The sequence below is a fragment of the Pelomonas sp. Root405 genome, from assembly GCF_001425165.1.
GTDB lineage: Bacteria > Pseudomonadota > Gammaproteobacteria > Burkholderiales > Burkholderiaceae_C > Pelomonas.
Genome location: NZ_LMDU01000015.1, coordinates 119,415 through 140,736, shown reverse-complemented (window position 1 = coordinate 140,736; position 21,322 = coordinate 119,415). Strand labels below are relative to the sequence as shown.

Here is a 21,322-nt window from a genome sequence, read left to right as displayed (position 1 = left end):
CCCATCATGAAACGACTGGCCCTGGCCATCACGCTGATCTCTTCCGCGGCCCTGCTGTCGGGCTGCATCATCGTGCCGCACCGCCACGGTGGCCACCGCGGCCACGGCCATCACTATCAAAGCGATGGGTACTACGAAGGTCAAGGCGGCCACTACCAACGCGGCGGCCGCGTCTACGGGGATCCTGGCCCGCGCCGCTGAGCGGCGTCAGACCCGCTCGATGATGGTGGCGATGCCCATGCCACCGCCGACGCAAAGCGTCACGGCGCCGGTCTGAAGGTCGCGGCGCTCCAGTTCGTCGAGCAGCGTGCCCAGCAGCATCGCGCCGGTGGCGCCCAGCGGGTGGCCAAGCGCGATGGCGCCGCCGTTGACGTTGACGCGGTCCATCTCCAGCCCAAGGTCGCGCGCCGTTTTCATCGGCACCGCGGCGAAGGCTTCGTTGATCTCCCACAGGTCGATGTCCGCGGTCTGCATGCCGGCCTGGCGCAGCGCCTTCTGGCAGGCCGGCGTCGTGCCGGTCAGCATGATGGTGGGCTCGCTGCCGGTCACGGCCGCGGCGCGGATGCGGGCCCGGGGCTTGAGCCCGGCCGCGTCGCCACCGGCCCTGGAACCGATCAGCACCAGCGCTGCCCCGTCGACGATGCCCGATGAATTGCCGGCATGGTGACGGTGCTCGATGGCCGCTGCCTGCGCGTACTTGCGCAGCGCCAGCGCGTCGAACTTGGCGCCCAGCTTGACGAAGCTCGGGTTCAGCGCGGCCAGCGTCTCGGCCGTGGTCTGCGGGCGGATGGTCTCGTCCTCGGCCAGCAGCAACGCACCCGCTTCGTCATGCACCGGCACCAGGGCGCGCTTGAAATGGCCGGCTGCGCGAGCCGCTGCGGCGCGCTGATGGGAGCGGGCCGCATAGGCGTCGAGCTCTTCTCGCGTGAAACCTTCAAGCGTCGCGATCAGGTCGGCGCTGATGCCCTGGGGTACGAAGCCGATGGCGTTCACGACACGCTCGTCGAGCAGCCATGCGCCGCCGTCGCTGCCCATGGGCACGCGGCTCATGCTCTCCACGCCGCCGGCCACGACAAGGCGCTCGAAGCCGCTCGCCACCTTGGCTGCGGCGAGGTTGACGCTTTCCAGCCCCGAGGCGCAGAAGCGCGATTGGGTAACACCGGCGACCGTCTCGGCCCAGCCGGCGTCTAGCACGGCGGTGCGGGCGATGTCGCCGCCCTGCTCGCCAATCGGCGTCACGCAGCCCAGCACCACATCGTCGACCAGGGCGGTGTCCAGCCGTGTGCGTTCGCGCAGCGCCTGCAGCAACGTGCGCACCAGCCAGATCGGTGTGGCCGCGTGCAGCGAGCCCTCGGCCTTGCCCTTGCCACGGGGCGTGCGGCAATGGTCGTACAGGTAGGCGTCGAACATCGTCATCTCCTCGCTGCCGTCATGCGATCCCGACCGCCGCCTCAAGCGTCGCGATTTCCTCTTCGACATAGGCCGCCAGCCGGCCCAGGTTGGGCAGGGCGTCTGTCGCGATCAGGCCGACATAGAGCGTGCCTGCATAGCTGAACAGCGTGATGTTGAGCAGGTGCGTGGCCGGCAGCGTCGACACCGGGTGCATCTCCAGCAGGGGTGCGCCCTTCAGGTACAGGCGACCGGCGGGCCCGGGCACGTTGGACACCAGCGTGTTGCCCATCGGCGTGATGACGTCGGCGAGCTTGAGCATGCCGGCGATCTGGCCGAGCAGGCCGGTGAGGATGGTGTAGGTCTCGACCGCCTCGGGCGCGACGGCGTCGATCATGGCCCGCACATTGCGCAGCGAGTAGCCGACATTGCGCAGCCGCACATAGGCGTCATCCGTCGGCGGTGACAGATCCACCAGGATGATGCCGATCTTGTTGCCCGCGGCCTTCTCGTCCTCGCGGCGCAGGTTGACCGGCATCTGGATGGTGATGGGCCGGTCGAGCTCCACGCCCTCATCGGCGAGGTAGCGGTGCATGGCGCCGTCCAGGCAGGTCAGCGCCACATGGTTGAGCGTGGCGCGGGCGACCTTGCGGATGGCGTCGATGCGCGCCATCGGCACGGCGGCGGTCGCGAACTGGCGGCCCGGCGTGGCATTGCCGGTGAAGGGCGTGTTGCCGCTGGCCATGAAGGGCAGGGCGATGGCGTTCTTGGTCAGCTTGACGGCCTCCAGCGCCAGCATGGCCATGAGGCGGCCGATGCCGACGGCGCGTTTGCTGTTGGCGGTCAGCTGCTTCCAGACCGTGCCGGCGACGGCCTGGTCCAGCCGCTTCTTGGCGCCAAGGCCGCGGCTGCGCCGGGTGTGGTCCAAGGTCCAGACCGGCGTGACGGTGTCGTCCTCCGGCGTGGTGCGCAACGAGTCGACGCCCCAGCGCGTCATCGTGATGCCATCGGCCACGGCGTGGTGCATCTTGTAGTAGATGGCGAACTGCTTGTCCCACAGGCCGGCAATGACGTGCACCTCCCACAGGGGGCGGCTGCGGTCCAGCATGGGTTCGTGCAACCGGGCCGTCAGCGCGTAGAGGGCGTCGCGGTCGTTCGCACCGGCTTTGAGCTTGTGGAAGAAGACGTGTTGCGCCAGGTCCACGCTGTCGGCCGTGCTCCAGCTCGGCATCAACCCGGCCGACACGAAGTTGATGACCTGGTCGAACGGCGGCTGCACGTCGGTGTGGGTCAGGAACTCTTCATACAGCTGCTTCGCAAAGCTCGCGCCGCCACCCTTGAGGCCCTTGGGAATCTGATGGATGTGCAGGCCCGCGACATGCTTGGGGCTGGCCTCGTTCTCGGCGATGAAGAAGGCGAGGTCAAGCAGGGAGAGTCGAGTCATGACGGCGCTTGGAGTGGCGGGCGACCCAGCATAGGCGGCCGCCCTGGCCGGTCAAGGCAGGGGATTCACGCGTCGCCGCTCGCTGCCTGGCGCTTGCCGCTGCGCTTTGCCTTCTCGGCAATGCGGGCCGCTTCCAATGCCTCGGCCTTTTGCGACTCGGCGTCCGCCGCTGCCTGCCGCCAGGCGGTCATTTCCTCGGGCGTCTCCAGCGTGATGCGCCCGAGCGAGCCACCGCGGAAATCCATCAGCAGCGCCTCGGCCGCCTTGTGCATCTGCACGCCGCCGCCGCGCACCTTGGCGCCGCGCTTCAGGCCGATGGCCTCCAGCACCGCATCGTCGGGGCCAAGTTCGGGCAAGCCGTAGCGCTCCTGCAGCCGCTCGGGGTAGCGCCGCTTCAGCGACGCGATCAACTCCAGCGCCACTTCCTCTTCATCGAAGGCATTGCGGCCAATCGCGCCGCTGGCTGCGAGGTGGTAGCCGCTCTGCTCGATGGCGATGCGCGGCCACAGCATGCCGGGCGTGTCGAACAGGTAGAAGCCGTTCTCGAGCACGATCTTCTGCTCAATCTTGGTGATGCCGGGTTCGTCGCCAGTCTTGGTGGCGCGCTTGCCGACGAGGGTGTTGATCAATGTGGACTTGCCGACGTTGGGGATGCCGCAAATCAAGACGCGCAACGGCTTGTGCATGTCGCCGCGCAGCGGTGCCAACTCGCGGCAGGCCTTGATGAGGGCACGGGCGGGTGCCTTGTCGCCGGCGTCCAGCCCGATGGCACGCGTATACGGCTGGGCGTTGTAGTGAGCCAACCAATCGCCCGTGATCGGGGGGTCGGCAAGATCCTGCTTGTTCAGTACCTTCAGCGACGGGCGGCCGGTCGTGAGCGCGGCCAGCAAGGGGTTGGCGCTTGAGCCCGGCAGACGGGCGTCCAGCAACTCGATGACCACGTCCAGCCCCGCCTTGACGCGATCTTTGATCGCCTGGCGGGTGGAGTTCATGTGGCCGGGAAACCAGTTGATGGGCATGCGTTGGCGGGTGCGGGCTGTCGAAAGGCGGATTGTCGGGGGCTTACATCCGGTTGCGGCGCTCGCCGCCGTCTCCCCCAACATCTTGGGGTTGTCACGAGGTAAATATGCGATTTGAAGGAGTGCTCAGCGCTTGGAACCAGGACGCCGGTTACGGCGCCATCCGCCCGTTGGGCGGCGGCGAAGAGATTTTTGTCGGACTGGCCGCCTTTCCAACCGATGGCGAAGGGCCGCGGCCCGACGAACCGCTGAGCTTTGAAATTGTGACGAACCGTGACGGCCGCAAGCAGGCGGTCAACCTGAAGCGCCTGTCTCAGACGCCAATGAACCCTGCGCTGCGTGAAGCGGCCGGGAGCGCCCGCATCCGCGCGCGTCAGGCCCAAAGGAAACGGCGCCTGGCCTTGGTGGCCGGAGGCGCCGTCGTCACGGTGATGCTGGTGGTAGGCGGCATGCAGTGGTGGCAGCCGATGAGCAAGGATGTGCCGGCAGGGATGCGGCGCTAGCTTCGGATTTGCAAGCCGTCGAGCAGGCTCAGGGCTTTTCCCGGTCCAGGTTCAGTCCTCGTTCTTGAAGACCAACTTGACTTCGTGGGTGGCCTTCTCGCCCGCTTCAAATTTCCACTCCATCAACGCCGCCTTCACGGCGCGGTCGAAGACCCGCTTGGGTTCGGCCTCGACGATTTCGACATCGCTGACCTTGCCATCGGCTTCGATGGTCATCTTGGCCTTGACCGAGCCGGTGGAGATGCCCTTCTTGGACGCCTCGGCCGGGAACTCGGGCGGCACTTTCTTGACGACCTTGGGTGCGGCGTGGGCGGCCAGGGCCAGCATGAGGCTGGCGGCCAGAACGGTGGCGGAACGCAGGAGTGACATGGTGCGAGCCTCGGCAGGTAAGGATTAGGTCAGGCGGCGCGGAAGAAGCCGACGGCGTCGATCAGGCGGGTCGAGCTGTCGCGCAGCGCGTCGGCCGAGCGGCTGAGTTCGCCGACCAGGCTGGTGTTCTGCTGCGTCGCCTTGTCCAGCTCGTTCATCGCGCCGTTGACGACGCCGACGCCCGTGGCCTGCTCCTGGGCCGAGTGCGAGATCTCCTCGATCAGCTGGCCCATGTTGTTGACTTCGTCGACCACGCTGCGGATGGTCACGCCAGCGTTGTTGACCAGCGTCGTGCCGTTCTCGACCTTCACGGTCGATTCCTGGATCAGCACCTTGATCTCCTTGGCGGCACCGGCCGAGCGCTGCGCCAGCGCGCGCACTTCGGCGGCCACGACCGCAAAGCCTCGGCCGTGCTCGCCGGCACGCGCCGCTTCGACGGCGGCGTTCAGCGCCAGGATGTTGGTCTGGAAGGCGATGCCGTCGATGACGCCGATGATGTCGCCGATCTTCTTGGAACTGGCGCTGATCTCTTCCATCGTCTCGACGACCTTGGAGACGACGGCGCCACCGTTGCTGGCGGCCTGACGCGCCGTCACGGCGATGCCGGCGGCGCGGCGGGTCAGGTCGCTGGCGCCCTTGAGCGTGGAGGCGATCTCTTCGACGGAAGCGGCGGTGTTCTGCAGGCTGGCGGCGGAGCGCGTCGTGCGCTCGGCCAGGTTGGAATTGCTGTCGGCGATGTTGCCGGAGTTCTGTGCCACCTCGCTGGCGGCGGTGGACACGTCGCGAACCACGCCGGACAGCGCGGCCTGCATGTCCTTCATGGCCTGCAGCATCTGGCTCAGCTCGTCGCGACCCTCGACCTGGATGTTTTGGGTCAGGTCGCCGGCGGCAATCGCTTCAGCCGCGGTCTGCGCCCTGCGGGCCGGGCCGACGATGGAGCGGGAGATCACCAGGAAGCCGCCGATGCCCAGCACGACGGCAACGATGACCAAGCCGGCGGTCACCATGACCGAGAAGCGCGCCAGCTCGCCGCCGGAGGTGGCGAGTTCCTTGCCGCTGTCGAACTGCATGTTGACGAGCTTCTGCAGGCTTTCCTGCAGCGCGGTCTGGGCCGGGCGCAGGTCGGTGATCAGGCTCTCGCGGGCCTCATCGGGGCTGCCGTCGGTCTGGATCTTCTGGAACTTGGTCAGCGCGGCCAGGAACTTGGTCTTCTGCTCGCGCACCTCGCCGACGACGGATTTCTCCTTCTCGTCGGAGGACGCCGCGTCGAGGCTGGTCAACTGCTTCTCGGCTTCGTCCACGGCACCGGTGATGGCCGCCTTCTGCTTCTTGATGGCACCTGCGGTGTCCAGCAGCAGCAGGTCGCGCACCGCGCGGGAAATGATGTTGACCTGGTTCTCCAGCGCGTTGGCCGCGGCGATCTTCACGAGGCTGGAATTGGCCGTGCGGTCGAGGTCCGTCGCCAGGCGCTTGGCATTGTTGGCGCCGTAGATGCCGATGCCCACCAGCAGCAGGATCAGCAAGCCGAAGCTTGCGGCCAGGCGCTGGCCGATGCGCAGTTGCGTCAGGAAGTTCATTCGGTTGTGGTCCTTGTCCGGTGGTGTGCGGTATCGGCGGGTCGGCTTTGCGTCTTGAGACGCTATTCGGCGGGGGGGCTTTGCTGGCGCTACCCCAGGGCAGGCCGGAGTGTGGCGCCCATGGCCCTGGTTTCACGCCTTGTCACAAACCGGTCGCGTGAAGTGGTTCACGTGACCCCCCTGCACTTGCGGGCTTGCTGCGGCAGCTATTTCGCCGCCGCGCCGCGGCGCAGTCGCAGCACCTCGACGCCATCCACCTCGCCCGCCCGGTTGCCGAACGATTCGCGCAGGTGGCTTGCGAGCGCCGCCAGGTCGTCGGCGCCGAGCACACCTGCGAAAGGCGGCATGCCATAGGGCCGAGGGTGGCCCGGCGTGGCGGGCGCGAAGCCGCCGCGTTCGATGAGGCGGATCAGGTTGGCCGCGCTGGCCTGGGTGACCAGGCGGCTGCCGGCGATGGCCGGATAGGCGAGTGCGCCGCTTTCGTCGCGCCGGCCCTCGCCCTGCGCGCCGTGGCAGGCCGCACAGTGGTCACGGTAAAGGCCGGCGCCACGCTCCATGCGGCGCGCATCCGGCTTGGCCGGCTGCGGTCGTGTGACCGGCTGTTCGGGCAGGGCGCGCAGATAGGTGCTCATCGCCGCCAGGTCCGCATCGTTCAAGGCCGCTGTGCTGCCAAGGATGACCTCGGCCATGGGTCCCTGGGCCGTGTGGCCCGCGGCGTGGCCGTCGCGCAGCCAGCGTTGCAGCGTCTCGGCCGGCCAGCGCTGCACGCCGGCTTCCGCCGGGTCATGCAGGGAGGGCGCCACCCAGCCCGGGCCGGCGAGCAGGCCGCCGCGGAAGTCCGCCGGGCCGCCGTCACCGCCGAGCGCATTGCGGCCCGAATGGCAGGCGCTGCAGTGGGCCAGGCCCTGGCTCAAGTAGGCACCGCGGTTCCAGGCGGCGTCACGGGACGGGTCGGCCTGGTAGCCGCCCGGCCTGAAGTAGAGCGCCCGCCAGGCCGCGATGGCGAGCTGGCTGCCGTAGAGCCGGCCCAGCTCGTGCGGGCGCCGAGGTGACGCGACCGGCGGTTGGGATTGCAGCCAGGCGTGCAGGGCGTCGGCGTCTTCGCGGGTCACCAGCGTCGTGTTGGTGATGGGATGCGCCGGCACCAGCAAGCGGCCGTCGCGGCTGCGGCCCAGGTGCAGGGCCTGCCAGAAGTCGTCGCTGGTCCAGCCGGCGAGGCCGCTGGCATCTGGCGTCAAGTTGGTCGAGAACACCGTGCCGAAGGGCGTCGGGATGGCGCGGCCACCGGCCAGGCGCTCGCCGCCGCGGGCCGTGTGGCAGCCGGCGCAGTTGCCGATGGCGGCGAGGTAGGCGCCGCGTTCCAGGCTGATGGGCGCGGTGGACGCAGGCTGGACCGGTGTCCGGTCGCCCAGCCCGCGTTGCCACGCCAGCAGCCCAAACGCCGCAGCCACAAGCAGCGCTACCAGCGTGGCGAGGCTGATCAGCAGCCGCTTCATGGCGCCAGCCCACCACAGCGCATGGGCGCCGGCGCAGGCGGTGCGGCCGCGGGATGCGCATCGGCCGGCACAGCCTGGCCCGCCAGGAACTGCGTGATGGCGTTGATTTCGGGCTCGGTCAGTGCCTTGGCGATCTGGGCCATGCAGTCCGGCGCCTGGGCGCGGCGCTGGCCGCTGCGCCAGGCCCCGAGTTGCCCATTGAGATAGTCGCGCGACAGGCCCAGCAGCCCCGGCACGCCCGGTTGTGCGCCGGTCAGCCGCTCGCCGTGGCAGGCGGTGCAGGCAGGCAGGCGGCGGGACGCGTCGCCGGCGCGGATCAGCTGCTCGGCCCGGGCGAGTTCAGCGGCGGGTAGCGCAGGCTTTTGCGGCGGCGGGTAGGGCAGGTCCAGCGACGCGAAGTGGCTAGCCAGCTCCTTCAGATAGACATCGGACAGCGGCGCGATCAATTCGCTCATCAGCCCGTAGTCGCGCCGGCCGTCCCGGAAGTTCAGCAACTGGTTGTACAGGTAGCCGGCCGGCTTGCCCGCGAGGCGCGGGTAGTAGCCGTCCGGCGCTGCGCGGCCTTCCTTGCCATGGCAGCCGGCGCAGGCCACGGCCCTTTGCGCCAGCGTATCCGGCACCGGCTGAGCCTGCGCGGCCAGGGCGGCGAAGGCCAGCAACCAGGCGGGCTTCATCCGCGCGCTCCGAAGATGGCGCTGCCGACGCGCACCATCGTCGAGCCGGCGGCAATGGCGTCTTCAAGATCGGCGCTCATGCCCAGCGACAGCGTGTCTGGGGCGAGTCCGGCGTTTCTCAGAGTCTCGAACAGTGCTGCCATGGCTTGATGCTGAACCAGCGCATCGGGGCCGGGTTCCGGCACGGCCATCAGGCCGCGCAACCTCAACCGCGGCAAGGCGCAGACCTGGGCGGCCAGCGTAGCGACGTCGGCCGGTGCCAGGCCGCTCTTGCTGGCTTCACCACTGATGTTCACCTGCAGGCAGATGTTGAGCGGCGGCAGTTGCGGCGGGCGCTGTTCGGACAGGCGCTGCGCGATCTTCAGGCGGTCCACGCTGTGCACCCAGTCGAAATGTTCGGCAACGGGCTTGGTCTTGTTGGACTGCAGCGGGCCGATCAGGTGCCACTCGATCTGGCCGCGCAGGTCGGCCAGCTCGTCCACCTTGGACAGGCCTTCCTGCACATAGTTCTCGCCAAAGGCGCGCGCACCGGCGGCGAAGGCGTCGCGCACGGCCGAGGCAGGGAAGGTCTTGCTGACGACCAGCAGTTGCACCGCATCGGGCGCGCGTCCGGTTGCGACACATGCCGCAGCGATGCGGTTTTTGACGGCTTGCAGGGAATCCGAGATGGCCATAATGGTCCGAGCTTCCCACGGAACATCATGGACATCACCCAGCTGCTGGCATTTTCGGTCAAGAACAAGGCGTCGGACCTGCACCTCTCGGCTGGGCTGCCACCCATGATCCGGGTGCATGGCGACGTCCGCCGCATCAATGTCGAGGCCCTGGACCACCGCGCGGTCCACGACATGGTCTACGACATCATGAACGACTCGCAGCGCAAGGTGTACGAGGAGACGCTGGAGGTTGACTTTTCGTTCGAGATCCAGGGCCTGGCGCGGTTCCGCGTCAACGCCTTCAACCAGAACCGGGGCGCCGGCGCCGTGTTCCGGACCATCCCGAGCAAGATCCTGTCGCTGGAGCAACTGGCCGCGCCCAAGGTCTTCGGCGATCTGGCGCTGAAGCCGCGCGGCATGGTGCTGGTGACCGGCCCGACCGGCTCCGGCAAGAGCACGACGCTGGCCGCCATGGTCAACCACCTCAACGAGAACGAGTACGGCCACATCCTCACCATCGAGGACCCGATCGAGTTCGTGCATGAAAGCAAGAAGAGCCTGATCAACCAGCGCGAGGTCGGCCCGCACACGCACTCGTTCGCGAACGCACTGCGCTCGGCGCTGCGCGAGGACCCGGACTGCGTGCTGGTGGGCGAAATGCGCGACCTGGAAACCATCCGCCTGGCGCTGACGGCGGCGGAGACGGGTCACCTGGTGTTCGGCACGCTGCACACCTCGTCGGCCGCCAAGACAGTGGACCGCATCGTCGACGTCTTCCCTGCGGCCGAAAAGGAGATGGTGCGGGCGATGGTGTCCGAGTCGCTGGTCGCGGTTATCTCGCAGAGTTTGTGCAAGCTCAAGGACGGTACCGGCCGCGTCGCTGCGCACGAGATCATGCTGGGCACGTCGGCCATCCGAAATCTCATTCGCGAGAACAAGGTCGCCCAGATGTACTCGTCGATCCAGACGGGCAACAGCCAGGGCATGCAGACGCTGGACCAGAACCTGACCGACCTGGTCCGCCGCAACATCATTTCTCCCGCTGAAGCGCGGTCCAAGGCCAAGTTCCCGGAAAACTTCCCGGGCTGATTCACCCAATACAAAAGCAACCATAGAGGCACAGAGACACGGAGGAATGCGCATGGCTGCTTTCTCTGTGTCTCTGTGCCTCTGTGGTTGCATTTCCTAGGACCCATATGGAACGCGATCAGGCCTCCAAATTCATCAACGACCTGCTGCGGCTGATGCTGTCGCGCAAGGGCTCCGACCTCTTCCTGACGGCCGAGTTCCCGCCGGCCATCAAGGTGGATGGCAAGCTGACCAAGGTGTCGCCCCAGCCGCTGACGGGCCAGCACACGCTGCAGCTGGCGCGGGCCATCATGAACGACAAGCAGGCGGCCGAGTTCGAACGCACCAAGGAGTGCAACTTCGCGATCTCGCCTCACGGCGTCGGGCGTTTCCGCGTCAACGCCTTCATCCAGCAGAGCCAGGTCGGCTTGGTGCTGCGGACGATCCCGTCCACGCTGCCGACCATCACCTCGCTGGACTTGCCCGTCGTGCTGCGCGAGGTGGTGCAACACAAGCGCGGCCTGGTCATCGTCGTGGGCGCGACCGGCTCGGGCAAGAGCACCTCACTGGCCGCGATGATCGATGAGCGCAACGAGACGACCTATGGCCACATCGTGACCATCGAGGACCCGATCGAGTTCGTGCACCCGCACAAGAACTGCATCGTCACGCAGCGCGAGCTGGGCCTGGACACCGACAGCTGGGAGGCCGCGCTGAAGAACTCGCTGCGCCAGGCGCCCGACGTCATCCTGATGGGCGAGCTGCGCGACCGCGAGACCATGGAGCATGCCGTCGCCTTCGCAGAGACCGGTCACCTTTGCATGGCCACGCTGCACGCCAACAGCGCCAACCAGGCGCTGGACCGCATCATCAACTTCTTCCCGGAAGACCGCCGCCAGCAGTTGCTGATGGACCTGTCGCTGAACCTGCGCGCACTGGTCAGCCAGCGCCTGCTGCCGCGTCGCGAAGGCAAGGGCCGCGTCGCCGCCGTCGAGATCCTGCTGAACTCACCGCTGATCTCCGACCTCATCTTCAAGGGCGAGATCAGCGAGATCAAGGAGCTGATGAAACGCTCGCGCGAGCAGGGCATGCAGACTTTCGACCAGGCGCTGTTCGACCTCTACGAGGCCGGCAAGGTCACCTACGAAGACGCGCTGCGCAACGCCGACTCGGTCAACGACCTGCGCCTGCAGATCAAGCTCAACAGCGAGCGCGCCCGTTCCGGCGATCTTTCGACCGGCACCGAACACCTGACCATCCTGTGAGCATGAACACCCGCACCTACGACCCATTTCCCCCGCGTCGCGTCGCCTTCCTGGGCCTAGGCGTCATGGGCCACCCCATGGCGGGCCACCTCGCGCGGGCAGGTCACCAGGTCACCGTCTACAACCGCACGCCGGCCAAGGCCGAGGCCTGGGTGCAGACCTATGGCGGCGCCTTCGCCGCGACGCCGGCCGCGGCGGCGCAGGGGGCCGAGTTCGTGTTTTGCTGCGTCGGCAATGACGACGACCTGCGCTCCGTCGTGCTCGGCGACAGCGGCGCCTTTGCCGGCATGACGTCGGGGGCCATCCTCGTGGACCACACGACGGCCTCGGCCGCCATCGCCCGCGAACTGCAGGCTCAAGGCGAGAAGCGCGGCATCGCCTTCATCGATGCGCCGGTCTCTGGCGGCCAAGCGGGCGCGGTGAACGGCGCCCTGACCGTGATGTGCGGCGGCGACGCCGCAGCCTTCGACACCATGAAGCCCGTGGCCCTGGCCTTTGCCAAGGCCGTGACGCTGCTGGGTGGCCCGGGCTCTGGCCAGCTGGCCAAGATGGTCAACCAGATCTGCATCGCCGGCATCGTCCAGGGCCTGTCCGAGGCGGTGCGCTTCGGGCAGAACGCGGGCCTGGACATGGCCCAGGTGCTGGACGTCATCGGCAAGGGCGCGGCCCAGAGCTGGCAAATGGACAACCGCGGCAAGACCATGGTCGAAGACAAGTTCGACTTCGGCTTCGCGGTGGACTGGATGCGCAAGGATCTGGGCCTGGTGCTCGACGAGGCCCGCCGCAATGGATCGCGCCTGCCGGTGACGGCACTGGTGGACCAGTTCTATGCCGACGTGCAGGCCCAGGGCGGCAACCGCTGGGACACGTCGTCGCTGATCAAGCGTCTTTGAGCGCTTGAAACACCGCCCAGCGCCTCGGCGCCGGGCGAGCGGCTCACACGATCACGACTTCTTCGGCGTGATCCGCGCGAGTTCTTCCTCGCTGATGATCTCGAAGGCCCGGACGACCTTCCTGACGCCGCCGACGCCGCGCGCGATGTCGGTCGCCCGGTCGGCCTCGCGTTCGGTCACGCGGCCCATCAGGTGGACGGTGCCGCGCTCGACGACGACGTAGAAGGCGTTGCTCAGCAGGTCGCGCGCGTCGATCAGCTTGGCCTTGACCTTGCCCTGGATGACGACGTCGTTGGAGCGCCCGCTCAGCGAGCTGTGCATCGTCACGCCCACCTCGTTCAACACCTTCGTCACGTTCTCGACGCCAGCGACGATGCGCTCCACCGCCGCATGGTCGGCTTCGTTGCGGGCCTCGCCGGTGATCAGGGCGACGCGGTTGTAGCTGTTGACGTTGATGTGGACGCGGTCGCCGAGCTGCTCGCGGATGCGCGCGCCGGCCTTGATCTCGATGGTCTCGTCTTCGAGCTGCGTGGCCGAGGTGCGGCGGTCGGTGGCGACGTTGACCCCACCCACCATCGCACCGCCGATCAGCAGCGGTGCGCAGCCGGTGGCAAGCGTGCTGGCGAGAACGGCGGCAGCCAGGGTCAGGGAGAATTTTTTCATCGTCGGGGTTCCAAAAGGTTTACTCATCGCTGCCCAGCAGTTGCAGGTCGACAGCGTCGGCCAGCGCATGCAGCAGCACGCGCTGTGCTTCGACAACGCGCGGCTCTCGGCCGTGGCTGACGCGGATCTGAATATCGGTGTCCAGCAGCACGCCGCGCCACTCATCAGCCGCGCCGGCCGGCTGGGCCGTCAGCGCGATGATGCTCATCTCCTGCGCATGCGCCGCCGCCAGTACGGGTTGCCAGGCGTCGCGCTGCTCGCGCAGCGGCTCGATCATCACCAGCACGTCGCCCGGGTGGCCATGGGCCTGCAGCAGGCGCGTCAGGTCCAGGCCGGCAGCTTCACGGGTCTGCGCAGCCAGGCTCCAGGCCGCCAGGCCGGGCCTCTCCTGTTCGAAGCGACCGGCCAGGCGCGCCGCCAGGTAGTCGGCTTCCATGCTGGCCAGCCCCTGGCCGGCGCACAGGATGCGGTTGCCGCCGGTGATGGCGTCCACCACCATCTGCGCGGCCATCGCCAAGGGGCGCGCCAGTTGCTCGGCGGCTTGGTAGAGCAGGTCGGCGCTCTCGAAGAATTGCTGCTGGATGCGTTGCTCGATCATTGGGCGGCGATCATAGTCAGCGTCGCGGGCCGAGCGCCGGGCCGCTCCCAAGCCGGCCCGTCCTGGCGATGTGCGCGTGGCTCAACGACGCGAGCATCGCCGTCCCCCAGGGGGACCGACCAAGGTAACGCCTTGGGCGAGGGGCGCCATGTCAACCCGCATCGAAGGCCCCTTGCAGCCAAGTCAGCTGATCTCCATCGAGCGCGACCACGTCGAAGCGGCAGGGCGGCGGGCTGGCATGGCGCAGCAGATAGTGCTGGGCGGCGTAGATCAGGCGCTGCTGTTTCCTGAGCGTGACGCTGGCCGCCGCGCCGCCGTGCGACATGCCGGCCCGCGCGCGCACCTCGACGAAGACCAGCGTGCCGTCGGGCGCGCGCATGATGAGGTCGACCTCACCGGCGCGGCGCGCGGGACCGGCGGCGACTCGATAATTCCGCTCCAGCAACGCCAAGCCCGCGCGCTGCAAATGCGCGAGCGCCGCGTCCTCGCCCGCCAGGCCGACCTCGGCCCGGTCGGGTTTTGAAGAACGAGAGCCCCACTTGAACATTGATGCCTCTGCGCTTCGCCAAGCCGCGCAAGCCGCGGCCGGTGGCCAGCAGTATCCGGCCGCCACGCTCTATGTCGTCGCCACGCCCATCGGCAACCTCGCCGATCTGAGCCTGCGCGCCATCCATTGCCTGGGCCTGGTCGACGCGCTCGCCTGCGAGGACACGCGCCAGGGCGGCGGCTTGCTGCGCCATCTCGGCCTGCACAAGCCGCTGATCGCGCTGCACCAGCACAACGAGCGCGAGGGCAGTGCAACCGTCATCGCGCGCCTGGCAGCGGGCGAACGTGTGGCCTATGCGTCGGACGCCGGCACGCCGGCCATCTCCGACCCCGGCGCCGTGCTGGTGCAGCAGGTTGCGGCGGCCGGCTACCGCGTGCTGCCGCTGCCCGGGCCCAGCAGCGCGGTGACGGCGCTCAGCGTGGCCGGCGACACGGCGGCCACGGCCTTCGCGTTTGCCGGTTTCCTGCCGACCAAGGCGGGGGAGCGCCGCACGGCACTGCAGGCGCTGCTGGGCGTTGAAGGCCAGAGCCAGGTCGTGTTCGAGGCGCCGCACCGCATCAACGAGCTGATCGCCCTGCTGGCCGAGCTGGCGCCCGAGCGGCGCGTGACGGTTTGCCGCGAGCTGACCAAGCAGTTCGAGACCGTGCACACCGCCGAGGCGGCGACGCTGCCGGCGTGGCTGACGGCTGACGCACAGCGCCAGCGCGGCGAGTTCGTGCTGGTGCTGCATGCCGGCGCGCCGCAGGCCGCCGCAGACGACGCGCTGCCGGGCGAGGCGCTGCGCGTGCTGGCGCTGCTGGCGGCCGAGCTGCCGCTGAAACAGGCGGTGGCCCTGGCGGCGCAGATCAGCGGCGCGCCGCGCAACCGGCTCTACGAGGCCGGCCTGGCACTCAAGCGCGGCGGCGACGAGTGAGCAGACCGCCGGCCGCCAGGCCAAGCGCCAGCAGCAGGGCGGACGTCGGTTCCGGCACGGCGGCGGCGAGCAAATAGATATTGCCGTTGATGCCCACCGCATAGAGGGAGCCGTCGCCACCCTCGCCGAAGCTGGTCAGCTGGAAGCCGGCAAAAGGCGAGTCCATCGCCGTGGTGGTGCCGTTGCTGTAGCTCCAGATCGTGCCCTCGACGAAATCGCCGAAGACGTATTTGCCGTTCAGGCTCGCATCGGCGCCGTAGTAGACATAGCCGCCGATGACCGTGCCGCCGACGTCGCGGCCATAGTCAAACAAGGGCTCGGTCAGGTTGGGCGGCGCGGGGTCGCCCACGCCCGGGTTGTCGATGCTGCCTTCGCGCGGGCGCCAGCCGTAGTTGGCGCCGCGGCCCAGGCCCGCTGCGGCGGCCGCAAAGTTGACCTCCTCGCGCGCGCCCTGGCCCACGTCGCCAATCCAGAGGTCACCCGTCTGGCGGTCGAAGCTGTTGCGGTAGGGGTTGCGCAGGCCATAGGCCCAGATCTCGTCGTTGCCGGCCGTACCGACGAAGGGGTTGTCCACCGGGACCGTGTAGCCGCCGTCCGCACCCGGCGTGACACGGAGCAGCTTGCCCAGGTTGCTGCCGAGGTTCTGGGCGTTGTTGTCCGGGTCGTTGCTGCCGCCGCCGTCGCCGGTGGCGATGTAGAGGTTGCCCGGGTCGGCGGCGCTGAAGCCAATCCAGCCGGCCTTGTGGTTGTTGCGCCCGGCGGGCTGGGCGACCGTGATGATCGTCCTGGCGCTGGCCATGTCGACGGCGCCGGACGAGTTGACGGTGTAGCTGGCGACCACGGTGTTCAACGTCGTCTTGTCGATGTAGTCGACGTAGAAGCGGCCGTTGCTGGAGAAGGCGGGATCAAACGCCAGACCCAGCAACCCGCGCTCGCCGGCGGTGTCGACCAGCGTCGAGATGTCGAGCCAGGTGGACACGGTCGAGCCCTGCTGCGTCTTGATGAGCCCGCCCTTCTCGACGACGAAGAGGCGGCTGTCGCCCACCGGTGCTGTCAGGAAGACGGGCTGTGTGTAGCCCGAGCCGACTTGCGTCGCCGCCGCGGCGGGGCTGGTTGCGGCAGCGGCGATGGCCAGGGAAAGCGAGGCGAGCAGGGGCTTCATGCAGGGTCTCCAGCGAGTTGTCGGCGGATGCTCGCGGCGGCTCCCCCTGGCCTGCGATCCCTAGTTGAGCCGAACTTGTGATGAGCTGTAAGGGGTCATTTCGTCATTGCCCCTGCGCCGGCGTGGTCGTCGCTGGCGGCAGGCGCGCCGCCGCTTCCTAGAATGACCCCATGATCGCCGTCGAACCCACCCTGGCCCGCCTGGCCACCGCCCGCTCGCAACTGCTGGAGCCCTTCGGCCTGACCGAGGCCTCGCTCTCGCAGGCGCTGCGCGTCATCACCGAGCACCGCGTCGACGATGCCGACCTCTACTTCCAGACCACGCGCGCCGAGGGCTGGAGCCTGGAGGAGGGCATCGTCAAGAGCGGCTCCTTCAGCATCGACCAGGGCGTGGGCGTGCGCGCCGTGGCCGGCGAGAAGACGGCGTTTGCCTATTCGGATGACATCTCGCTGGAGTCGCTGCTGGACGCTGCGCGCACCGTGCGCACTATCGCCGCGGCCGGGCAAAGCAGACGAGTCAAGGTGCCTGGCACCAGCCGCGTGGCCGGCAGCCGCGAGCTGTATGGCGTGTCCGACCCCATCGCCAGCCTCGACAGCGCCGCCAAGGTCGCACTGCTGGAACGCACCGAGAAGATGGCGCGCGCCAAGGACCCGCGCGTGGCGCAGGTGATGGCCGGCCTGGCCGCCGAGCACGAGGTGGTGCTGATCGCCCGCGCCGACGGCACCATCGCCGCGGACGTGCGGCCGCTGGTGCGCCTGTCCATCACCGTCATCGCCGAGAGCAATGGCCGTCGCGAGGTGGGTTCGGGTGGCGGTGGCGGCCGTTTCGGCCTGGCCTATTTCACCGACGAGATGATCGCCAGCTATGTGGAGCAGGCCGTCAGCACCGCGTTGACAAATCTCGAAAGCCGCCCGGCGCCCGCCGGTGAGATGGTAGTCGTCGTCGGCCCGGGCTGGCCCGGCGTGCTGCTGCATGAGGCTGTTGGCCATGGGCTGGAAGGTGACTTCAACCGCAAGGGCTCCAGCGCGTTCGCGGGCCGCATCGGCCAGCGAGTCGCCGCGAAGGGCGTCACGGTGCTGGACGACGGCACGCTGCCCGACCGCCGCGGCTCGCTCAACGTCGACGACGAGGGCTGCGCCAGCCAGCGCAATGTGCTGATCGAGGACGGCATCCTGAAGGGCTATATCCAGGACGCGATGAATGCGCGCCTGATGAAGACCGCCCCGACTGGCAACGGCCGCCGCGAGAGCTACGCCCATGTGCCGATGCCGCGCATGACCAACACCTACATGCTGGGCGGCAATGACGACCCCAAGGAGATTGTCGCGTCCATCAAGAAGGGCCTGTACGCCACCAACTTCGGCGGCGGTCAGGTGGACATCACCAGCGGCAAGTTCGTGTTCTCGGCGAGCGAGGCCTACTGGGTGGAGAACGGCAAGATCCAGTACCCGGTCAAGGGCGCCACGATCATTGGCAACGGGCCGGATGCGCTGACCCGCGTCAGCATGATCGGCAACGACATGGCGCTGGACACCGGCGTGGGCGTCTGCGGCAAGGAAGGCCAGAGCGTGCCGGTGGGGGTGGGGCAGCCGACGCTGCGCATCGAAGGGCTGACCGTTGGTGGTACGGCCTGAAGCCAGCCTTGGCGTCTGACGAACGACGGCGCCGGCCAGCGTGCTAGATTCCGCTCCCATGTCCCGCGCCGCATTTTTTAGCTTCTGGTTTTTTCCCCGCCCCGGCGGTGGAGAGTCCTGAGCGCGCGCGCTGAACCCAGACTCCCCAGAACCGCCGGGCCTCAAAGCCCGGCGGTTTTTTTATTCCCGAGGTGCCAACGATGAATGCCAAAGTCTCGACGAACGAACCCGAAGCCCAGCGCTGGTACTCCCAGGATGACAAGACCAGCGCGACCGATGACGAGCGCATCGTCGACGTCACGCCGCTGCCGCCGCCGGAGCACCTGATCCGCTTCTTCCCCATCCGCGGCACCGCGATGGAGACGTTGATCGGCCAGACCCGACAGCGCATCCGCAAAATCATGAGCGGCGAGGACGACCGGCTGCTCGTCGTCATCGGCCCCTGCTCGATCCATGACCCGGTGGCCGCGCTCGAGTACGCACGCAAGCTCAAGACCGAGCGTGAGAAGTACGCCGGCACGCTGGAAATCGTCATGCGCGTCTACTTCGAAAAACCGCGCACGACGGTCGGCTGGAAGGGTCTCATCAACGACCCCTACCTGGACGAGAGCTACCGCATCGACGAGGGCCTGCGCATCGCCCGCCAGCTGCTGCTGGAGATCAACCGCCTGGGTGTGCCGGCCGGCAGCGAGTTCCTGGACGTCATCTCGCCGCAGTACATCGGCGACCTGATCGCCTGGGGCGCCATCGGCGCGCGCACGACCGAGAGCCAGGTGCACCGCGAACTGGCTTCGGGCCTGTCGGCGCCCATCGGCTTCAAGAACGGCACGGACGGCAACATCAAGATCGCGACCGATGCCATCCAGGCGGCGGCCCGCGGCCACCATTTCCTGTCGGTGCACAAGAATGGCCAGGTCGCCATCGTCGAGACGCGCGGCAATGCCGACTGCCACGTCATCCTGCGTGGCGGCAAGGCGCCGAACTACGACGCGGCCAACGTGGCGGCGGCCTGCGCGGACCTGGCGAAGTCCAAGCTGCCGCAGCGGCTGATGGTGGACTGCTCGCATGCCAACAGCAGCAAACAGCACCAGCGCCAGTTGGACGTCGCGCGCGACATCGCCGGCCAGCTGCGCGAGGGCGGCAGGAGCATCTTTGGCGTCATGGTGGAAAGCCACCTGAACGACGGCGCCCAGAAGTTCACGCCGGGGCAGGATGACGCCACGAAACTCGAGTATGGCAAGAGCATCACCGACGCTTGCCTGGGTTGGGACGACTCGCTGGCAGTGCTGGACGTGCTGTCAGAAGCCGTCAAGGCAAGCCGCTGACACAATCGCGACTCTTGAACTTTCGACCGCGCGGCCCCAGATGGGCCGCGTTTTCGTTTCACCGGAATCCCTCCCATGAGCTCCAAGCAAACCCACGCCTTCCAGGCCGAAGTCAAGCAGATCCTCCATCTCGTCACGCACTCGCTGTACTCCAACAAGGAGATCTTCCTGCGCGAGTTGGTGAGCAACGCCAGCGACGCCTGCGACAAGCTGCGCTTCGAGGCGCTGGACAACGCCGCGCTGTTTGAGGACAACCCGAACCTGGAAGTGCGCGTCAGCTTCGACGAGGACGCCAAGACGCTGACCATCAGCGACAACGGCATCGGCATGAGCGCCGAAGAGGCGGCGTCCCACCTCGGCACCATCGCCAAGAGCGGTACGCGCGAGTTCATGGCCAAGCTGGAAGGCGACCAGAAGAAGGACGCCCAGCTGATCGGCCAGTTCGGCGTGGGCTTCTATTCGGGCTTCATCGTCGCCGACCGCATCACCGTCGAGACCCGTCGCGCCGGGCTGCCGGCCGACCAGGGCGTGCGCTGGAGCAGCGAAGGCACCGGCGAGTACGAGCTGGAGACCATCACCAAACCGGGCCGTGGCACCGACGTCATCCTGCACCTGCGCGACGGCGAGGAAGAGTTCCTGAAGACCTGGCGCGTCAAGTCGACCATCAGCAAGTACAGCGACCACATCTCCCTGCCCATCCTGATGAAGAAGGAGACCTGGGACGCGGACAACGCCAAGCAGGTCGTCACCGACGAGTGGGAGCCGGTCAACAAGGCCTCGGCGCTGTGGAGCCGCAGCAAGAGCGAGATCACCGAGGAGCAGTACCAGGAGTTCTACAAGCAGATCAGCCACGACAGCGAGGCGCCGCTGGCCTACACGCACAACCGCGTGGAAGGCCGCAGCGAGTACACGCAGCTGCTCTACATCCCGCAGAAGGCGCCGTTCGACCTGTGGAACCGCGACAAGCGCGGCGGCGTGAAGCTGTACGTGAAGCGCGTCTTCATCATGGACGACGCTGAAGCCTTGATGCCGGTCTACCTGCGCTTCGTCAAGGGCGTCATTGACTCGGCCGACCTGCCGCTGAACGTCAGCCGCGAGCTGCTGCAGGAAAGCCGCGACGTGAAGGCCATCCGCGAAGGCTCCACCAAGCGCGTGCTGGGCATGCTGGAGAGCCTGGCCAACAGCGAGGAGCAGGCCGACAAGGACAAGTACGCCGCCTTCTGGACCGACTTCGGCCAGGTGCTGAAGGAAGGCATCGGCGAAGACCACGCCAACCAGGAGCGCCTGGCCAAGCTGTTCCGCTTCGCGTCCACGCATGCTGATGCGAACGTCAGCCTGGCGGACTACGTCGGCCGCATGAAGGATGGCCAGGAGGTCATCTACTACATCACCGCGGATTCGCTGGCCGCCGCCAAGCACAGCCCGCAGCTGGAGATCTTCCGCAAGAAGGGCATCGAGGTGCTGCTGCTGGTGGACCGCGTCGACGAGTGGATGTTGAGCCACCTCTACGAGTTCGAGGGCAAGACGCTGCAGTCCGTCGCCAAGGGCGCCGTCGACCTGGGCAAGCTGCTGGACGAGGACGAGAAGAAGAAGGCGGACGAGACCGCCGAGAGCCTGAAGCCGCTGCTGGACAAGCTCAAGGACGCGCTGAAGGACCGCGCCAAGGACGTGCGCGTGACGACCCGCCTGGTCGACTCGCCCGCCTGCATCGTCGTGGAAGAGGGCGACATGAGCGGCCACCTGGCGCGTCTGCTGAAGCAGGCCGGCCAGACCGCGCCGGAGAGCAAGCCGACGCTGGAGATCAATGCCGAGCACGCGTTGGTGAAGAAGCTCGATGGCAGCGCGCACTTCGACGATCTGGCCCAGGTGCTGTTCGACCAGGCCGTGCTCGCCGAAGGCGGCCACCTGGAAGACCCGGCCGCCTACGTTCGCCGCGTCAACGCGTTGCTGATTGGCTGAGCCTCTTCAGCGCAAGGCCGAGCCCGGATCGTCACGGTCCGAGCCGGCCTTGGGCCTGTTCACGCCACGGCGATAGGCCGCGCTGCGGCGGACAAGGCGGCGAGCAAGGCGCAAAGCGGAGCCGGGTTGGGTACCCGGCGAGCATTTCCAACGCGGCGCGCCACGCTG

General features: G+C 67.9%; 21 protein-coding genes. 9 read left to right on the top strand and 12 right to left on the bottom strand.

The features are described from left to right. Positions 1 to 6: 6 nt before the first annotated feature. Positions 7 to 201 (top strand): hypothetical protein, encoded by a 195-nt coding sequence (locus ASC81_RS22230; RefSeq protein WP_056272250.1) that lies wholly within the window; start codon positions 7 to 9, stop codon positions 199 to 201. A 6-nt stretch (positions 202 to 207) separates the two neighbouring features. Here the strand turns inward: ASC81_RS22230 and ASC81_RS22225 are convergent, their stop codons facing one another. From ASC81_RS22225 to ylqF, 3 genes are all read right to left on the bottom strand, one after another. Beyond that, complete coding sequence (locus tag ASC81_RS22225; protein WP_156392354.1) at positions 208 to 1,410, bottom strand: acetyl-CoA C-acetyltransferase; 1,203 nt, start codon at positions 1,408 to 1,410, stop codon at positions 208 to 210. 19 nt (positions 1,411 to 1,429) lie between these two features. After that, positions 1,430 to 2,833 (bottom strand): wax ester/triacylglycerol synthase domain-containing protein, encoded by a 1,404-nt coding sequence (locus ASC81_RS22220; protein WP_056272244.1) that lies wholly within the window; start codon positions 2,831 to 2,833, stop codon positions 1,430 to 1,432. 65 nt (positions 2,834 to 2,898) lie between these two features. Beyond that, complete coding sequence (gene ylqF, locus ASC81_RS22215) at positions 2,899 to 3,852, bottom strand: ribosome biogenesis GTPase YlqF (protein WP_056272241.1); 954 nt, start codon at positions 3,850 to 3,852, stop codon at positions 2,899 to 2,901. 122 nt (positions 3,853 to 3,974) lie between these two features. Between ylqF and ASC81_RS22210 the strand changes: the two genes are divergently transcribed. Next, positions 3,975 to 4,355, top strand: coding sequence for a cold-shock protein (locus ASC81_RS22210; protein WP_056272237.1), 381 nt, complete (start codon positions 3,975 to 3,977; stop codon positions 4,353 to 4,355). 51 nt (positions 4,356 to 4,406) lie between these two features. Here the strand turns inward: ASC81_RS22210 and ASC81_RS22205 are convergent, their stop codons facing one another. The 5 genes from ASC81_RS22205 to ASC81_RS22185 form a co-directional block, all read right to left on the bottom strand. After that, positions 4,407 to 4,724 (bottom strand): TonB family protein, encoded by a 318-nt coding sequence (locus ASC81_RS22205; protein WP_056272234.1) that lies wholly within the window; start codon positions 4,722 to 4,724, stop codon positions 4,407 to 4,409. Between the two features lie 29 nt (positions 4,725 to 4,753). Continuing rightward, entirely contained in the window at positions 4,754 to 6,301 is a 1,548-nt protein-coding gene (locus ASC81_RS22200; protein ID WP_056272233.1) for a methyl-accepting chemotaxis protein, read from the bottom strand. 206 nt (positions 6,302 to 6,507) lie between these two features. Continuing rightward, positions 6,508 to 7,797, bottom strand: a complete 1,290-nt coding sequence (locus ASC81_RS22195; RefSeq protein WP_056272230.1) for a cytochrome c — start codon at positions 7,795 to 7,797, stop codon at positions 6,508 to 6,510. Continuing rightward, on the bottom strand, positions 7,794 to 8,471 hold the full coding sequence (locus tag ASC81_RS22190; RefSeq protein WP_056272228.1) for a c-type cytochrome: 678 nt from the start codon (positions 8,469 to 8,471) through the stop codon (positions 7,794 to 7,796). The genes ASC81_RS22195 and ASC81_RS22190 overlap by 4 nt, the downstream gene beginning before the upstream one ends. Beyond that, positions 8,468 to 9,145, bottom strand: coding sequence for a YggS family pyridoxal phosphate-dependent enzyme (locus ASC81_RS22185; protein WP_056272226.1), 678 nt, complete (start codon positions 9,143 to 9,145; stop codon positions 8,468 to 8,470). Before ASC81_RS22185 ends, ASC81_RS22190 begins: the two co-directional genes overlap by 4 nt. Positions 9,146 to 9,172: 27 nt before the next feature. Between ASC81_RS22185 and ASC81_RS22180 the strand changes: the two genes are divergently transcribed. The 3 genes from ASC81_RS22180 (at position 9,173) to ASC81_RS22170 (ending at position 12,353) form a co-directional block, all read left to right on the top strand. Then, positions 9,173 to 10,216: a type IV pilus twitching motility protein PilT gene (locus ASC81_RS22180; RefSeq protein WP_056272224.1), complete on the top strand. Its 1,044-nt coding sequence runs from the start codon at positions 9,173 to 9,175 to the stop codon at positions 10,214 to 10,216. Positions 10,217 to 10,323: 107 nt separating this feature from the next. Further along, positions 10,324 to 11,460, top strand: coding sequence for a PilT/PilU family type 4a pilus ATPase (locus tag ASC81_RS22175; RefSeq protein ID WP_056272220.1), 1,137 nt, complete (start codon positions 10,324 to 10,326; stop codon positions 11,458 to 11,460). A gap of 2 nt (positions 11,461 to 11,462) precedes the next feature. Beyond that, positions 11,463 to 12,353 (top strand): NAD(P)-dependent oxidoreductase, encoded by an 891-nt coding sequence (locus tag ASC81_RS22170; RefSeq protein WP_056272217.1) that lies wholly within the window; start codon positions 11,463 to 11,465, stop codon positions 12,351 to 12,353. 51 nt (positions 12,354 to 12,404) lie between these two features. Here the strand turns inward: ASC81_RS22170 and ASC81_RS22165 are convergent, their stop codons facing one another. The 3 genes from ASC81_RS22165 to ASC81_RS22155 all read right to left on the bottom strand — a co-directional run bounded on the left by ASC81_RS22165 (position 12,405) and on the right by ASC81_RS22155 (position 14,161). Then, entirely contained in the window at positions 12,405 to 13,016 is a 612-nt protein-coding gene (locus ASC81_RS22165) for a BON domain-containing protein (RefSeq protein ID WP_082536728.1), read from the bottom strand. A gap of 19 nt (positions 13,017 to 13,035) precedes the next feature. Next, on the bottom strand, positions 13,036 to 13,614 hold the full coding sequence (locus ASC81_RS22160) for an SIS domain-containing protein (RefSeq protein WP_056272212.1): 579 nt from the start codon (positions 13,612 to 13,614) through the stop codon (positions 13,036 to 13,038). Positions 13,615 to 13,765: 151 nt separating this feature from the next. Continuing rightward, positions 13,766 to 14,161: a YraN family protein gene (locus tag ASC81_RS22155; RefSeq protein WP_056272208.1), complete on the bottom strand. Its 396-nt coding sequence runs from the start codon at positions 14,159 to 14,161 to the stop codon at positions 13,766 to 13,768. Between ASC81_RS22155 and rsmI the strand changes: the two genes are divergently transcribed. Then, a complete protein-coding gene (gene rsmI / locus ASC81_RS22150; protein WP_056272206.1) occupies positions 14,154 to 15,074 on the top strand; it encodes a 16S rRNA (cytidine(1402)-2'-O)-methyltransferase in 921 nt (306 codons plus the stop codon). The two genes, ASC81_RS22155 and rsmI, sit on opposite strands and share 8 nt — an antisense overlap. Here the strand turns inward: rsmI and ASC81_RS22145 are convergent. Beyond that, positions 15,052 to 16,236: a sorbosone dehydrogenase family protein gene (locus ASC81_RS22145; RefSeq protein ID WP_056272203.1), complete on the bottom strand. Its 1,185-nt coding sequence runs from the start codon at positions 16,234 to 16,236 to the stop codon at positions 15,052 to 15,054. The genes rsmI and ASC81_RS22145 overlap by 23 nt on opposite strands. 170 nt (positions 16,237 to 16,406) lie before the next feature. Here ASC81_RS22145 and tldD point away from each other — a divergent pair, with 170 nt between their 5' ends. From tldD to htpG, 3 genes are all read left to right on the top strand, one after another. Continuing rightward, the gene (tldD, locus tag ASC81_RS22140) at positions 16,407 to 17,870 is read left to right on the top strand and encodes a metalloprotease TldD (RefSeq protein WP_056272200.1); all 1,464 of its coding nucleotides are present in this window, start codon (positions 16,407 to 16,409) and stop codon (positions 17,868 to 17,870) included. Between the two features lie 200 nt (positions 17,871 to 18,070). Continuing rightward, on the top strand, positions 18,071 to 19,195 hold the full coding sequence (locus ASC81_RS22135; protein WP_056272198.1) for a 3-deoxy-7-phosphoheptulonate synthase: 1,125 nt from the start codon (positions 18,071 to 18,073) through the stop codon (positions 19,193 to 19,195). Positions 19,196 to 19,270: 75 nt separating this feature from the next. Continuing rightward, the gene (gene htpG, locus ASC81_RS22130) at positions 19,271 to 21,154 is read left to right on the top strand and encodes a molecular chaperone HtpG (RefSeq protein WP_056272195.1); all 1,884 of its coding nucleotides are present in this window, start codon (positions 19,271 to 19,273) and stop codon (positions 21,152 to 21,154) included. Positions 21,155 to 21,322 lie beyond the last annotated feature (168 nt).

Coding starts and splice junctions, on each gene's coding strand:
- ASC81_RS22205 (WP_056272234.1), bottom strand. CDS start 4,724: ATGTCACTCCTGCGTTCCGCCACCGTTCTGGCCGCCAGCCTCATGCTG.
- ASC81_RS22160 (WP_056272212.1), bottom strand. CDS start 13,614: ATGATCGAGCAACGCATCCAGCAGCAATTCTTCGAGAGCGCCGACCTG.
- ASC81_RS22185 (WP_056272226.1), bottom strand. CDS start 9,145: ATGGCCATCTCGGATTCCCTGCAAGCCGTCAAAAACCGCATCGCTGCG.
- ASC81_RS22155 (WP_056272208.1), bottom strand. CDS start 14,161: ATGTTCAAGTGGGGCTCTCGTTCTTCAAAACCCGACCGGGCCGAGGTC.
- ASC81_RS22170 (WP_056272217.1), top strand. CDS start 11,463: ATGAACACCCGCACCTACGACCCATTTCCCCCGCGTCGCGTCGCCTTC.
- ASC81_RS22225 (WP_156392354.1), bottom strand. CDS start 1,410: ATGTTCGACGCCTACCTGTACGACCATTGCCGCACGCCCCGTGGCAAG.
- ASC81_RS22220 (WP_056272244.1), bottom strand. CDS start 2,833: ATGACTCGACTCTCCCTGCTTGACCTCGCCTTCTTCATCGCCGAGAAC.
- ASC81_RS22195 (WP_056272230.1), bottom strand. CDS start 7,797: ATGAAGCGGCTGCTGATCAGCCTCGCCACGCTGGTAGCGCTGCTTGTG.
- ylqF (WP_056272241.1), bottom strand. CDS start 3,852: ATGCCCATCAACTGGTTTCCCGGCCACATGAACTCCACCCGCCAGGCG.
- ASC81_RS22135 (WP_056272198.1), top strand. CDS start 18,071: ATGAATGCCAAAGTCTCGACGAACGAACCCGAAGCCCAGCGCTGGTAC.
- tldD (WP_056272200.1), top strand. CDS start 16,407: ATGATCGCCGTCGAACCCACCCTGGCCCGCCTGGCCACCGCCCGCTCG.
- ASC81_RS22190 (WP_056272228.1), bottom strand. CDS start 8,471: ATGAAGCCCGCCTGGTTGCTGGCCTTCGCCGCCCTGGCCGCGCAGGCT.
- htpG (WP_056272195.1), top strand. CDS start 19,271: ATGAGCTCCAAGCAAACCCACGCCTTCCAGGCCGAAGTCAAGCAGATC.
- ASC81_RS22180 (WP_056272224.1), top strand. CDS start 9,173: ATGGACATCACCCAGCTGCTGGCATTTTCGGTCAAGAACAAGGCGTCG.
- ASC81_RS22200 (WP_056272233.1), bottom strand. CDS start 6,301: ATGAACTTCCTGACGCAACTGCGCATCGGCCAGCGCCTGGCCGCAAGC.
- ASC81_RS22165 (WP_082536728.1), bottom strand. CDS start 13,016: ATGAAAAAATTCTCCCTGACCCTGGCTGCCGCCGTTCTCGCCAGCACG.
- ASC81_RS22230 (WP_056272250.1), top strand. CDS start 7: ATGAAACGACTGGCCCTGGCCATCACGCTGATCTCTTCCGCGGCCCTG.
- ASC81_RS22175 (WP_056272220.1), top strand. CDS start 10,324: ATGGAACGCGATCAGGCCTCCAAATTCATCAACGACCTGCTGCGGCTG.
- ASC81_RS22145 (WP_056272203.1), bottom strand. CDS start 16,236: ATGAAGCCCCTGCTCGCCTCGCTTTCCCTGGCCATCGCCGCTGCCGCA.